Here is a 13,652-nt window from a genome sequence, read left to right as displayed (position 1 = left end):
GAACTCCCGCGCGGTCAAAGGATATTGGAATAGTCAGCCTCGATCCGGTCCAGGCTCAAATGGTTGAGAAAGTTGGAAAAGCACATCCAGGCCGCCAGTGCGTTCATGTCGCGGAACTGCTCGGGCAGGTACTTGGGCGGCACCACCAGGCCTTCGTCGACCAGTTGGCGCAAGGTGCGCATATCTTCGAGCGTGGTCTTGCCGCAGAACAACAACGGCACCTGTTCCAGCTTGCCCTTGCGCACGGCCAACTGGATGTAGTTGTAGACCATGATAAAGCCCTTGAGGTAGGACAAATCCTTGGTAAACGGCAGGCCGGTCGGCACCGAGCCACGGAACACACGGCTGGCGTTGCCGTAGCTTTCAGCCATTTCAAAGCCTTGCTCGCGGAAGAACTCGAACACCTGCAGGAAGTCGGCGCCCTCCTCCACCATATGGATGGCGCGGGTGCGGTTGGTCAGTTTGCGCAGCCGGCTGGGGTAGGAAGCAAACGTGATGATTTCCATCAGGATCGCCAGGCCTTCCTGAGTCACGGTGGACGAGGGCGGCCCCTTGGACAGGAACGTGCAGATCGGCTGGTTCTGGCCATTGAGGGTGGTGCCCACATGCACCAGGCCTTCGTGCACTTCCAGGGCGCGCACGTCACGGTCGTTGAACATCGCGTCGGCGCGGATCTTGATGTAGTCGGCGCCCGCGGCTGCGTCGGCGACGATGCCATCGGATTCGAACACACGGATGGTCTCCTCGGCCTCGCCGAATACCTTGTTCAAGCGTGTTTGCAGCAAGGCGACGGCATCCTTGGCGGTCAGGGTCTTGGCTTCGTCCTTGAGGTCGCCACGGCCGTCGATATTGTTCAGATAGTCCGAGAGCATCAGGCCCAGGTCCGCCAGCGTCGGGTCGCCGGCGTGGAAGGCGTCGGAAGCGGCGCCGTAGAGTTCCTGGGAGATCAGGCCGAAGTCCTCGGTGCCACGGGCTTCGAGCATCCGCACGACCATGCGGTATTCCCGGCACATGCGGCGCATGATCTGCCCTACCGGGCTGAACTGGCCGAGACGCCGGGTAATGTCGCGCTCGATGTTCTGGAACTCCAGCTTGACCGCGCTCGAATCGAACGACAACGGCCGGTTCAGGTAGTAATCGCGATCCACGGCGGGCATGGCCTTGCCCTTGGCCTTGAGAAAGCCCTGGCGAATGTTTTCGTCCCACTTCACGGCGTCGAGGACGCGGATCGGCGTTTGCGCCAGCACAATGCGATCGGACAAGCTGCGTATCGTCTGCTGGTAATCGTCCACCCGGTGCTTCCTCTTTGAACGTGGCCTTTCTGGTATCAGACTGAAGCCAACACCAAGTGCATGTAACGCTTGAGTATCTCCAGCATTTCGTCACCGGTCAGCGGCTCTGCGCTGCCCAACAGGCCCTGATATTCCATCCGACTGATAATCGCCGTCAACACCTTGGCATCCTGCTGCGGCTCGCGCGAGCCCAATACCTGGAAAAACTGCCCGGTGCCTTGCAACAGAATCTGTTGGTGGGAACGCACCAGTTCGGCAAGGCGCGGATTCAACAAGGCTTCCTGGCGAAAGGCCTGCTCGGCCATCAGGTATTCGCGACGGTTGGTCAGTTGGCGCTGCACATAGTCGGCGGTCAGCCGCGCAATGTCATCGGCCAGCTGCGAGCGCGACGCCGGGCTGCCATCACCATAGGCGACCATCTCGCGCAGCAGGCCTTCGTTGCGCACCCACAGTTTGCCCATGAACGCGGCGCTGCGTTCGACGTATTGGGCGAAGGTGTCGGTGAGCAGGTCATCGATGTCTTTGAAGTAGTAGGTGGTGGCCGACAACGGCACGCCGGCCTCCGCCGCCACGGCCCGGTGACGTACCGCACGTACCCCGTCGCGTACCACGATGCGCATGGCCGCATCGAGAATGTCTTGCCGGCGTTGTTCGCTGCCCCGGCGGCTGGCCTTGCGGCCCTGGTACTGGACGCTATCGGCCACAGAGGCAGCAACGGAAGAAGGGGAATAAAGTTGCAAGCTTCAAGCTCCAAGCGACAAGTTAAGGCGGACACGGAAAGCTTGCAGCTTGCGGCTTGACGCTTGCGCCCTTGAGTCAAAAAAAAGCCGCCTTACTAGGAAGGCGGCTGCTTTTTATGCTTGTGGCCGCATGTGCGGGAACAAGATCACATCGCGAATCGACGGCGAGTTGGTGAGCAGCATCACCAGGCGGTCGATGCCGATACCTTCACCGGCGGTGGGCGGCATGCCGTATTCCAGGGCACGTACGAAGTCGGCATCGTAGTGCATGGCTTCATCATCGCCGGCGTCCTTGTCGGCCACCTGCGCCATGAAGCGCTCGGCCTGATCTTCCGCGTCGTTAAGCTCGGAATAGGCGTTGGCGATTTCACGGCCGCCAATGAACAGCTCGAAACGGTCGGTAACGTTCGGGTTGTCGTCGTTACGACGCGCCAGCGGCGACACTTCGAACGGGTACTGGGTAATGAAGTGCGGCTGTTCCAGCTTGTGCTCGACCAGCTCTTCGAAAATCATCACCTGCAGTTTGCCCAGGCCTTCGAAGCCCAGCACCTTGGCGCCGGCTTTTTTGGCGATGGCGCGGGCCTTGTCAATGTCGTTCAGATCGTCAGCGGTCAACTCAGGGTTGTACTTGAGGATCGAGTCGAACACCGACAGGCGCACGAACGGCTCGCCGAAGTGGAACACCTTGTCGCCGTATGGCACGTCGGTGCTGCCCAGCACCAGCTGCGCCAGTTCGCGGAACAGTTCTTCGGTCAGGTCCATGTTGTCTTCGTAGTCGGCGTAGGCCTGGTAGAACTCCAACATGGTGAATTCAGGGTTGTGCCGGGTCGAGACGCCTTCGTTACGGAAGTTGCGGTTGATCTCGAACACCTTCTCGAAACCGCCGACCACCAGGCGCTTGAGGTACAGCTCCGGCGCGATCCGCAGGAACATTGGCAGGTCCAGCGCATTGTGGTGGGTTTCGAACGGCTTGGCCGCAGCGCCACCCGGGATGGTTTGCAGCATCGGCGTTTCCACTTCGAGGAAATCACGCTGGGCCAGGAAGCTGCGGATGTGGGCGATGACCTGCGAACGCACGCGGAAGGTCTGGCGCACGTCTTCGTTGACGATCAGGTCAACATAGCGTTGGCGGTAGCGCTGCTCGGTGTCGGTGAGGCCGTGGTGCTTGTCCGGCAGCGGGCGCAGGGACTTGGTCAGCAGACGCACGCTGGTCATCTCGACGTACAGGTCACCCTTGCCGGAACGGGCCAGGGTGCCTTCGGCTGCGATGATGTCGCCCATGTCCCAGGTTTTCACCGAAGCCAGGGTTTCTTCGCAAAGGGTCTTGCGGTTGACGTAGACCTGGATGCGCCCGGTCATGTCCTGGATCACCATGAACGAGCCACGGTTGAGCATGATGCGACCCGCCACCTTGACCGGGATCGCCGCTTCTGCCAGCTCTTCCTTGGTCTTGTCCGCGTACTGTTTCTGCAGGGCATCGCAGTAATTGTCGCGGCGGAAGTCGTTGGGGAAGGCGTTACCCTTGGCGCGCTCGGCAGCAAGCTTTTCCTTGCGCAGGGCGATCAGGGAGTTTTCTTCCTGTTGCAGGGCTTGCGGGTCGAGTTGTTGGTCGCTCATGTCTTAAATTTTCCATCAAGGTTCGTTGCCCCCAGGCCTGCGGCCTGGGGATCGCAGGGCAAGGACTAGACGTCCCCCCCGCTCCCACAGAGGGTGTTACAGGCCGGACTTCAGGCTGGCTTCCAGGTATTCGTCGATATCACCGTCGAGCACCTTGTCGCAGTCGCTGCGTTCGATGTTAGTGCGCAAATCCTTGATCCGCGACGCATCGAGCACGTAAGAACGGATCTGGTGGCCCCAGCCGATGTCCGACTTGGTGTCTTCCAGCGCCTGGGACGCAGCGTTGCGCTTCTGCATTTCCTGCTCGTACAACTTGGCCCGCAACATTTTCATGGCGGTGTCCTTGTTGGCGTGCTGGGAGCGCTCGTTCTGGCAGCTGACCACGGTGTTGGTCGGTACGTGGGTGATACGTACGGCCGAGTCGGTGGTGTTTACGTGCTGGCCACCGGCGCCGGAGGAGCGGTAAGTGTCGATGCGCAGGTCGGCCGGGTTGATCTCGATTTCCACCTTGTCGTCGATCTCCGGGGAGACGAACACCGCCGAGAAGGAAGTATGGCGACGGTTGCCGGAGTCGAACGGGCTCTTGCGCACCAGACGGTGCACGCCGATCTCGGTACGCAACCAGCCAAAGGCGTATTCGCCCTTGATGTGCACGGTCGCGCCCTTGATACCGGCGACTTCACCGGCGGACAGCTCCATGATGGTTGCGTCGAAACCGCGCTTGTCGGCCCAGCGCAGGTACATGCGCAGCAGGATATTGGCCCAGTCCTGGGCCTCGGTGCCACCGGAACCGGCCTGGATATCCAGGTAGGCGTTGTTCGGGTCCATTTCATGGCTGAACATGCGGCGGAATTCAAGCTTGGCGAGGTTTTCCTCGAGACGGGCAAGCTCGGCGACAACATCGCCCACTGCGCCTTCGTCATCTTCTTCGACGGCCATGTCCAGCAGGTCACGGCAATCGGCCAGGCCGGTGTTCAGTTCGTCAAGGGTGTCGACGATCTGCGCCAGCGCAGCGCGCTCGCGCCCCAGTTCCTGGGCGTACTCGGGTTTGTTCCAGACACTCGGATCTTCAAGCTCGCGATTGACTTCGGTCAGACGCTCATGCTTTTGATCGTAGTCAAAGATACCCCCGAATAGTTTCGGAGCGCTCGGACAGGTCCTTGATGGTGTTAAGGATCGGGTTGATTTCCATGGCGGGCAGCACTCGTTGGCGAACTTTTGAAAGCCGGCGAGTATAACGGCAAACGCCTGGAAACGGCAGTCCACCCGGCCGAAAAGGCAGAGGTTTGTACACAATCCCAAGACCGACGAAGAGCCAAATGTGGGAGGGGGCTTGCCCCCGATGGCAGTCTGTCTGCCAATGAAGTTGTGACTGACACACCGCTATCGGGGGCAAGCCCCCCTCCCACATTTGGCTTTGCGCCGGCCTTGAATTATTCGATACCCACCTGATTACGCCCATTATGCTTGGCCATATACAGTCCCTTGTCCGCCGCCATGATCAACTGCCGACAATCGGTGCCCTGTACGGGTGTCAACGTCGACAACCCAATGCTGATGGTCAGGCTCGACCCTTCCGCCGGCGCGATATGCGGGATTTTCAGGGCGGCCACCGCCATGCGCAGTTTTTCCGCCACCAGCCGCGCACCGCCCGGCGAGGTGTTGGGCAGCACCAGCGCGAACTCTTCGCCGCCATAGCGTGCCGGCAGGTCCGAGGGACGGCTGCTGGCTTCGCGGATGGTGTTGGCGACTTTGCGCAAGGCTTCGTCACCCTCGACGTGGCCAAAGCTGTCGTTGTAGGTCTTGAAGAAGTCCACATCGATCATCAGCAAGGAGAGCTGGGTCTGGTCGCGCATGGCACGGCGCCATTCCAGTTCCAGGTATTCGTCGAAGTGACGGCGATTGGACAGCCCCGTCAGGCCATCGGAGTTCATCAGCCGTTGCAGCACCAGGTTGGTGTCCAGCAACTGTTGCTGGCTGACCCGCAGCGCACGGTAAGCCGCGTCGCGCTGCAACAGGGTCATGTAGGAGCGCGAGTGATAGCGAATGCGCGCCACCAGTTCGATATTGTCCGGCAGCTTGACCAGGTAATCGTTGGCCCCGGCGGCAAAGGCGGCGCTCTTGATCAGCGGGTCTTCCTTGGTGGAAAGCACGATGATCGGGATATTCGCCGTGGCCGGGTGGTTGCGGTATTCGCGCACCAGGGTCAGGCCGTCGAGGCCGGGCATGACCAGGTCCTGCAGGATCACGGTCGGCTTGATGCGAATCGCCTGGGCGATCGCCTGGTGCGGGTCGGCGCAAAAGTGGAAATCGATGTTTTCTTCATGGGCCAGGCCGCGCCGCACGGCTTCGCCGATCATGGCCTGGTCGTCGACCAGCAGCACCATGGCGGCGTTTTCGTCGGTCTTGAAGTCGTCGAGCTGTAAATCATTCATGAGCAGTCACCTGAATTACTGCCTGCAAACCAGCACGGCCGGAGATGTTCGATCATGCAAAGACCTCCAGCAATCGCGGCGCAATTCTATCCAGTGGGCGAATTTCAACAGCGGCGTCAATCGCCGCCGCCGCTTTGGGCATCCCATACACCGCCGAACTCAACTGGTCCTGGGCGATGGTCAAATATCCTTGTTCGCGCATCAACTTGAGGCCCTGGGCCCCGTCGCGCCCCATGCCGGTCAGCAGTACGCCGACGGCGTCACCGATCCAATAGCTGGCGACACTTTCGAAAAACACGTCGATGGACGGCCGGTAAATCTCGTTCACCGGCTCTGCGGTATAGGCTAGCGTGCCATTTTTCAACAAGCGAATATGGTGGTTGGTGCCGGCCAGCAAGACCACGCCGCTCTGCGGTGGCTCACCCTCTCGCGCCAGGCGCACCGGCAGGCCGGACGCACTGCTCAACCACTCGGCCATGCCGGCGGCGAACACCTGGTCCACATGCTGGACCAGCACGATGGCGGCGGGAAAGTCACGCGGCAAAGCCTTGAGCAGCACTTCCAGGGCCGCCGGGCCACCCGCCGACGAACCAATGGCCACCAGGCGTTGCCGCTTGCCGGTACTGCGCTGCGGTGCGGTCTCAGCGCGCACGCGGGGGCCACGCTGGCCGATCAGCCAGCCAATGTTGAGGATCTTGCGCAACAACGGCGCTGCCGCATCCCTGGGGTTGCCCACGCCGAGCGCCGGAGTGTCCACCACATCCAGGGCGCCGTGGCCCATGGCTTCGAACACCCGGCTCATATTGGCCTGGCGATCGACAGTCACCAGCAGAATCGCGCAGGGCGTCTCGGCCATGATCTGCCGCGTGGCCTCCACGCCGTCCATTACCGGCATGATCAAGTCCATCAGGATCAGGTCCGGCACCCGTTCGGCACAGCGCTGCACCGCTTCCAGGCCATTACTGGCCACCCATACCACCTCGTGCGCGGGTTCCAGGCTCAAGGCCCGCCGCAACGCCTCGACGGCCAGGGGCATGTCATTGACGATCGCAATCCTCATGCCCGGGCGCCCCCGATCAGTTCAACCACGGCGTCGAGCAAGGCGTCGTCGTGGAAGCTGGCTTTGGCCAGATAATAGTCGGCGCCGGCGTCGAGGCCTCGGCGTCGGTCTTCTTCCCGATCTTTGTAGGAAACCACCATCACCGGCAACGATTGCAGGCGACTGTCACGGCGCAAGAGTGTGACCAATTCAATACCGTCCATGCGAGGCATATCAATATCAGTGATAAGCAGGTCGAAATCCTCGGAACGCAAGGCGTTCCAGCCATCCATGCCATCGACCGCAACAGCCACTTCATAACCGCGATTGAGTAATAACTTGCGTTGCAGCTCACGCACGGTCAGCGAGTCGTCCACCACCAGCACCCGCTTGCGCGGTGCTTCGGTGGCCTGCCGGGTGCGCCGGGCGATACGTTCCAGACGGCCGGTGTTGAGCAACTTGTCCACCGAACGCAGCATGTCTTCCACGTCGACGATCAGCACCACCGAGCCATCGTCGAGCAAGGCGCCGGCGGAAATATCCTGGACCTTGCCCAGGCGATCATCCAGCGGCAATACCACCAGGGTGCGCTCACCGATAAAGCGCTCCACGGCGATCCCATACACGGCATCGCGCTCGCGGATTACCACCACTTTCAAGGTATCCGAAGGGGTTTGCCCCGGTGGTCGCTGCAACAGCTGGCTGGCGGCCACCAGGCCGACATGTCGGCCCTCGTGCCAGAAATGCTGGCGCCCTTCCAGTTGCACAATGTCCTCGGGCGCCAGGTCGCACATGCGTTCGATGTGCGCCAGCGGGAAGCCGTAGGCCTCTTCACCGACCTCCACCACCAGGCTGCGCACCACCGACAAGGTCAACGGCACCTCCAGATGAAAGCGACTGCCCTGCCCCGCCGTCTGCTCCAGCACCACGGCGCCGCGCAGTTGACGCACCATATGCTGCACGGCATCCAGGCCGACGCCGCGACCGGACACTTCGGTCACCTTGTCGCGCAGGCTGAACCCCGGCAGGAACAGGAACGTGAGCAGTTCTTCCTCGCTCAGGCGCAACGCGGTTTCCACAGGCGACAGGTGCCGGTCGACAATGGTGCCGCGCAAGCGCTCAAGGTCGACGCCGTTACCGTCATCGCTCAACTCCAGCACCAGCAGCCCGGCTTGATGCGACGCGCGCAGGCGAATCAAGCCTTCCGCCGGCTTGCCCGCCAGCAGCCGCTGCTCGGGCATTTCGATGCCGTGGTCGACGGCATTGCGTAATAAATGCGTGAGTGGGGCCTCGAGCTTTTCCAGCACATCGCGGTCGACCTGAGTCTTTTCGCCCTCGATCTCCAGGCGCACTTGCTTGCCCAGGCTGCGGCCGAGGTCACGCACCATGCGCACCTGCCCGGCCAGCACATCGGCAAACGGGCGCATGCGACAGGCCAACGCGGTGTCGTAAAGCACCTGGGCCCGCTGGCCGGCCTGCCAGCCATACTCGTCCAGTTCGGCGTGCTTCTGCGCCAGCAGCGCCTGGGCTTCACTCAACAAGCGTCGGGTATCGGCCAACGCTTCGTGGGCCTCAAGGTTCAAATCGACGACCTTGAGGTGGCCCTCCAGGGTATCCAAGGCGCGCAGGCTGTTGCTTTGCAGGCGCTTGAGGCGCTGCAGGCTGGCCAGGTAAGGCTTGAGTCGCTGGGTTTCCACCAACGATTTGCTGGATAGGTCCAACAGGCTGTTCAAGCGCTCCGCCGTGACCCGCAGTACGCGCTCACCGCCTTCGGTCATGCGCTTGCCCTGGCGCGGCGGCTCGCTGATGACGGCGGGCGCAGGCTCAGGTTCGGGCGGCAGCGCTTCGATCACCGGCATGGGAGCGGGTTCGGGTTTCGGCGCGACCAAGGCGGTGGGGTGCGACGGGTCCAGCAAGCGCTCCATCAGCGCCACATAGGCCTGGATATCCGCCGTCCCGACGTCATTGCCCGGGGTGGCAATGCGCATCAGCAAATCCGTACCCTGCAGCAACGCGTCGATATGTTCGGGCTGCAGGTACAAGCGCGCTTCCTGGGCGCTGACCAGGCAGTCCTCCATGACATGGGCCACGCTGACGCCAGCATCCACCCCGACAATCCGCGCCGCGCCCTTGAGCGAGTGCGCAGCGCGCATGCAGGCCTCAAGCTGGTCGGCCTGGGTCGGGTTGCGCTCCAGGGCCAGCAGGCCTGCACTGAGCACCTGGGTCTGCGCATCGGCTTCCAGACTGAACAGTTCCAACAGCGAGGCATCGCGCATCTGGTCGGGGGTCATGCGAAGCTCCGGGTCACGGCGGACAACAGTTGAGCCTCGTCCAGCCAGCGCAGGCTGCGGCCTTTCCACTGCAATACGCCCTGGGTGAAACGCGCGCTGGCCTGGGTACCGGAGGCCGACGCGGCGCTCAAGGTGCGCTCATCGATGGCATGGATGCCATCCACTTCGTCCACCGGCACAACCACCGGGCCATCCTGCGCGGCTATGATCAGCATGCGCGGCATGATGCGCCCGCCGGTGGCGCCGGTATTGGCGCTGTCCAGGCCAAGCAGTTCCACCAGCGACAGGCAAGCCACCAATGCGCCGCGTACGTTGGCCACGCCCAGCAATGCGCGGGAGCGCTGGTGCGGCAAGGAGTGGATCGGTTGCAAGGGCGCGACTTCCACCAGGCAACGGGTAGCGATGCCAAGCCACTCTTCGCCGAGGCGGAACATCAGCAAGGAGCGGGTGGCCACCGGGTTATCGAGCTCGCCAGCGGCTTGCGCGGGACGCTCGTCCTGCGCCAGGGCATAGCGGTCGAGCAGGCGCGTGGCCGCGGCCGAATACACCGAGCAGTTACGGCAATGGATGTGGTCCGCCAGCAAGGGGCAGGATTTGTCGCCATGAATGCCGATGCGGTTCCAGCAGTCGTCGATGGCTTGGGTTTCGGCCAGGGTCAGGTCCAGGCCTGCGGTGTCCAGCGCGTCAGGGCTACTCATCGTTTGGACTCACTGTCAGCTCGCTCGCTACGCGCGGCGCGCGCCTGCAAACGACGCGCCCCCGCACTGTCGCCCTGGGCCTCCAGCAACGCGGCCAGGTGCATCAAGGCCTGCGGATGCTGCGGCTCAAGGTATAAGGCTTTACGGTAATACCCTTGGGCTTGCGGGGCATTGCCGGCCACATCGCTGAGCAAGCCCAGCCAGTAGAACACCTGGGCGGCCGGCGGATGACTGCCCAGATAGCGCTCGCACGCAGCCCGGGCCTCGGCACTTTTGCCCTCATTGGCCAAGGTGGCGATCTGGTTGAGCAACTCGCCGGCCTCCGTGTGCGGTGCCTTGACCGGCGCCGTCCGGGCGCTGACCGTACTGAACGGGCGCGGCTTGAGCGCAACAGGTGCCGCACTGCGCGGCGGCGTGGGCGCCGGCACCGGTACAAACACCGGGACCGGGGCGGCCGACGCCACATGCCGACTGAACGCAAAGGATTGCGGCACGCCAATCGAACGCATGCCATGGCGTCCCAGCAGGCTGCCTTCGGCCGGGCCGATAAACAGCACGCCGTCGACGTGGGTCAGTTCCTTGAGCACATCGAAGACTTGCTTCTGGGTGGGCTGATCGAAATAGATCAGCAGGTTGCGACAGAACACAAAATCGTAGCTGGGCTCGTTGGCCAACAGTGCCGGGTCGAGCAGGTTGCCGACGTGCAGGCGCACTTGCTCGCGCACCCGGTCGGCGATGCGGTAGGCACCGCCGTCTTCAGTGAAATGCCGGTCGCGAAATTCAAGATCGGCGCCGCGAAAGGAGTTCTTGCCGTACACACCGCGGCGGGCACGCTCCACGGACAGCGGGCTGACGTCCATCCCTTGCACTTTGAATTGGTGCGGCGCCAGGCCGGCGTCGAGCAGGGCCATGGCAATCGAATAGGGTTCTTCGCCGGTGGAACAGGGCAGGCTGAGAATGCGCAAGGCGCGCATCTGCTTGATCTCGGCCAGGCGTGCATGGGCCAGGCGGGCCAAGGTCGCAAAGGACTCGGGGTAGCGGAAAAACCAGGTTTCGGGAACGATCACCGCTTCGATCAGTGCCTGCTGCTCATCATGGGAGCTGTGCAGAAGCTGCCAGTACGCGTCCGCGGTCTGCGCCTGGGACACCTGGCAACGCTGGCGCACCGCACGCTCGATGATCGCTTCGCCCACCGAAGCGACGTCCAGGCCGATGCGTTCTTTCAGAAAGGCCGAGAAGCGCGGATCACTGCTCATAGGCTCAACTCGCTGGAAAACAGCAACGCACGCACGTCATCGGTCAACAGCTCGGCTACGCCGATCCATTGCATCAAGCCCAGCGCATCTTCGCGCACCGGCCCCAGGTAGGGCGCCTGGCGGTTATCCAGGCCATAGGGCTGGAACTCGGCGGGGTCGCAACGCAGGGTGTCGGTGGCCTGCTCCAGGATCAGGCCCAGCCACCGCGCCTGGCTCCAGGGTTGTGGCTGATAATTGACCAGCACCAGCCGCGTGCTGGTACGGGCATGGGCCACGGTACCGAAGGTCAGTGCGCTCAGGTCGATCACCGGCACCAGCGCGCCGCGATGGGCAAAGATGCCCGCCACCCACACAGGTGCCTGGGCGATGGGCTTGAGCGGCAGGCGCGGCAGCACCTCGACCACTTCAGTCGCCTTGAGGGCAAAGCGCTCACTGCCGATGTGGAACACCAGGAACAACGCCTTTTTCACTGCCGCGACGGCGCCGCGTTTAGCCGCGAAATCGCTCATCAGACTTTGAAACGCGACACGCCACTGCGCAGACCCACCGCGACCTGGCTCAGTTCATCGATGGCAAAGCTGGCCTGGCGCAGGGACTCGACGGTCTGGCTGCTGGCATCGCCCAGTTGCACCAACGCGTGGTTGATCTGCTCGGCGCCGGTGGCCTGGGCCTGCATGCCTTCGTTGACCATCAACACCCGCGGCGCGAGGGCCTGCACCTGGTGGATGATTTGCGACAGTTGCTCGCCCACTTGCTGCACCTCGAACATGCCGCGGCGCACTTCTTCGGAAAACTTGTCCATGCCCATCACGCCCGCCGACACGGCCGACTGGATCTCGCGCACCATCTGCTCGATGTCGTACGTCGCGACGGCGGTCTGGTCGGCCAGGCGGCGGACTTCGGTGGCGACCACGGCAAAACCGCGCCCGTACTCACCGGCTTTCTCGGCCTCGATGGCGGCGTTGAGGGACAGCAGGTTGGTCTGGTCAGCCACTTTGACGATGGTCACCACCACCTGATTGATGTTGCCGGCCTTTTCATTGAGGATCGCCAGCTTGGCGTTGACCAAGTCGGCGGCGCCCATCACCGAATGCATGGTTTCTTCCATGCGTGCCAGGCCTTGTTGACCGGAACCGGCGGCAACCGAAGCCTGGTCGGCGGCGGTCGACACTTCGGTCATGGTGCGCACCAGGTCCTTGGAGGTCGCGGCGATTTCACGCGATGTGGCGCCGATTTCAGTGGTGGTGGCGGCGGTTTCGGTGGCCGTGGCCTGTTGCTGCTTGGAGGTGGCGGCAATCTCGGTCACCGAGGTGGTGACCTGCACCGACGAACGCTGCGCCTGGGAGACCAGCGCGGTCAGCTCGGTCATCATGTCGTTGAAGCCGGTTTCGACCATATTGAATTCGTCATTGCGCTCCAGGTTCAGGCGCTTGCTCAGGTCGCCCGTGCGCATGGTTTCGAGGATATCGACGATGCGTTTCATCGGCGCCATGATTGCGCGCATCAACAGCAGACCACACAGCGCGGCGGCCAGCACCGCCAGCAGCAGCGAGACGCCCATGCTGATCTTCGCGGCCTCGACGGCATCATCGATGGCGGCGGTGGCCTCGTCGGCAACTTGTTTGTTCTGCTGGATGATGTCATTGAGCTTCGCGCGGCCTGCGACCCAGGCGGGCGTCAGTTGCTCGTTGAACAGCCTGAGGGCCTCCACGGCGTTGTTGCTCTGCTGCGCCTGGAGCACTTGGGCGAGGATCTGGTTGTAGCGCTGGTGGATTTTTTCGAAGGCGTCGAAATCGCTGCGATCCTGAGTGAAGTTGATCGTCTGGGCGTAGTCGGCCATGTATTTCTCAAGGCGTGCCTCGAAAGACTTGTAGTCCTGCTTGTCCTCCTCGGAAATGCCCTGGTTTTTGTGGATGCCCACCAATTCCTGAGTTTGCAGGTAGCTGTCGACCCAGGCGCTGCGAATCATCGAGCTGAAAAACACGCCAGGCACCGCGTCATCGCGCACGGAGCTCTCACTGGTTTCGATTTTCAACAGGCGCGAATACGAGAGCACGACCATCAGCAGCATGATCGCGATAATTACCGCAAAGCTCGCCAAAATCCGTTGGCGCAGGGTCCAGTTCTTCACAGTAATTCCTCGCAGATCCATTCAAATGGAGGGGAGTATAGCTGAGCGATGGCGTGTATTAACCAATGGTTTGCGGGGACACTGCAGGTGCCAGCGCCGCCCTTGGGGCAGGCGCCCTGGCGCTTTGAACCAAGCCCGGTTTGAATGTGGGAG

Annotated in this window: 11 protein-coding genes; all 11 read right to left on the bottom strand. The window is 62.5% G+C overall.

Annotated elements, in window-relative coordinates; all coding sequences use genetic code 11:
- Positions 1–14: 14 nt before the first annotated feature.
- Positions 15–1,292: a flavohemoglobin expression-modulating QEGLA motif protein gene (locus tag BFQ04_RS17610; RefSeq protein WP_057723241.1), complete on the bottom strand. Its 1,278-nt coding sequence runs from the start codon at positions 1,290–1,292 to the stop codon at positions 15–17.
- A gap of 35 nt (positions 1,293–1,327) precedes the next feature.
- A complete protein-coding gene (locus BFQ04_RS17605; RefSeq protein WP_065951903.1) occupies positions 1,328–2,032 on the bottom strand; it encodes a TetR/AcrR family transcriptional regulator in 705 nt (234 codons plus the stop codon).
- 114 nt (positions 2,033–2,146) lie between these two features.
- Positions 2,147–3,649, bottom strand: a complete 1,503-nt coding sequence (gene lysS / locus BFQ04_RS17600; protein ID WP_065951902.1) for a lysine--tRNA ligase — start codon at positions 3,647–3,649, stop codon at positions 2,147–2,149.
- Positions 3,650–3,745: 96 nt separating this feature from the next.
- Positions 3,746–4,841 (bottom strand): peptide chain release factor 2 gene (prfB, locus tag BFQ04_RS17595; RefSeq protein WP_100226016.1). Its coding sequence is split into 2 segments (ribosomal slippage): positions 3,746–4,768 and positions 4,770–4,841, totalling 1,095 coding nucleotides; the frame shifts between segments, so codons are not numbered across the junction.
- 241 nt (positions 4,842–5,082) lie between these two features.
- Positions 5,083–6,084, bottom strand: coding sequence for a response regulator (locus tag BFQ04_RS17585; protein ID WP_065891946.1), 1,002 nt, complete (start codon positions 6,082–6,084; stop codon positions 5,083–5,085).
- Positions 6,085–6,136: 52 nt separating this feature from the next.
- A complete protein-coding gene (locus BFQ04_RS17580; RefSeq protein WP_065951901.1) occupies positions 6,137–7,144 on the bottom strand; it encodes a chemotaxis response regulator protein-glutamate methylesterase in 1,008 nt (335 codons plus the stop codon).
- Positions 7,141–9,414, bottom strand: coding sequence for a hybrid sensor histidine kinase/response regulator (locus BFQ04_RS17575; RefSeq protein WP_065951900.1), 2,274 nt, complete (start codon positions 9,412–9,414; stop codon positions 7,141–7,143). Before BFQ04_RS17575 ends, BFQ04_RS17580 begins: the two co-directional genes overlap by 4 nt.
- Positions 9,411–10,112 carry a chemotaxis protein CheW gene (locus BFQ04_RS17570; RefSeq protein ID WP_065951899.1) on the bottom strand — a complete coding sequence of 234 codons (702 nt, stop codon included), beginning with the start codon at positions 10,110–10,112 and terminating at the stop codon, positions 9,411–9,413. The genes BFQ04_RS17575 and BFQ04_RS17570 overlap by 4 nt, the downstream gene beginning before the upstream one ends.
- A complete protein-coding gene (locus tag BFQ04_RS17565; protein ID WP_065951898.1) occupies positions 10,109–11,368 on the bottom strand; it encodes a CheR family methyltransferase in 1,260 nt (419 codons plus the stop codon). The genes BFQ04_RS17570 and BFQ04_RS17565 overlap by 4 nt, the downstream gene beginning before the upstream one ends.
- Positions 11,365–11,877, bottom strand: a complete 513-nt coding sequence (locus BFQ04_RS17560; RefSeq protein WP_065951897.1) for a chemotaxis protein CheW — start codon at positions 11,875–11,877, stop codon at positions 11,365–11,367. The genes BFQ04_RS17565 and BFQ04_RS17560 overlap by 4 nt, the downstream gene beginning before the upstream one ends.
- Positions 11,877–13,499 (bottom strand): methyl-accepting chemotaxis protein, encoded by a 1,623-nt coding sequence (locus BFQ04_RS17555; RefSeq protein ID WP_065951896.1) that lies wholly within the window; start codon positions 13,497–13,499, stop codon positions 11,877–11,879. The genes BFQ04_RS17560 and BFQ04_RS17555 overlap by 1 nt, the downstream gene beginning before the upstream one ends.
- Positions 13,500–13,652 lie beyond the last annotated feature (153 nt).

The organism is Pseudomonas sp. 37 R 15 (assembly GCF_900004865.1).
Taxonomy (GTDB): Bacteria; Pseudomonadota; Gammaproteobacteria; order Pseudomonadales; family Pseudomonadaceae; genus Aquipseudomonas; species Aquipseudomonas fluorescens_AM.
Note: the sequence above shows the minus strand (reverse complement) of the source record. Positions and strands in the feature narration are given on the sequence as shown.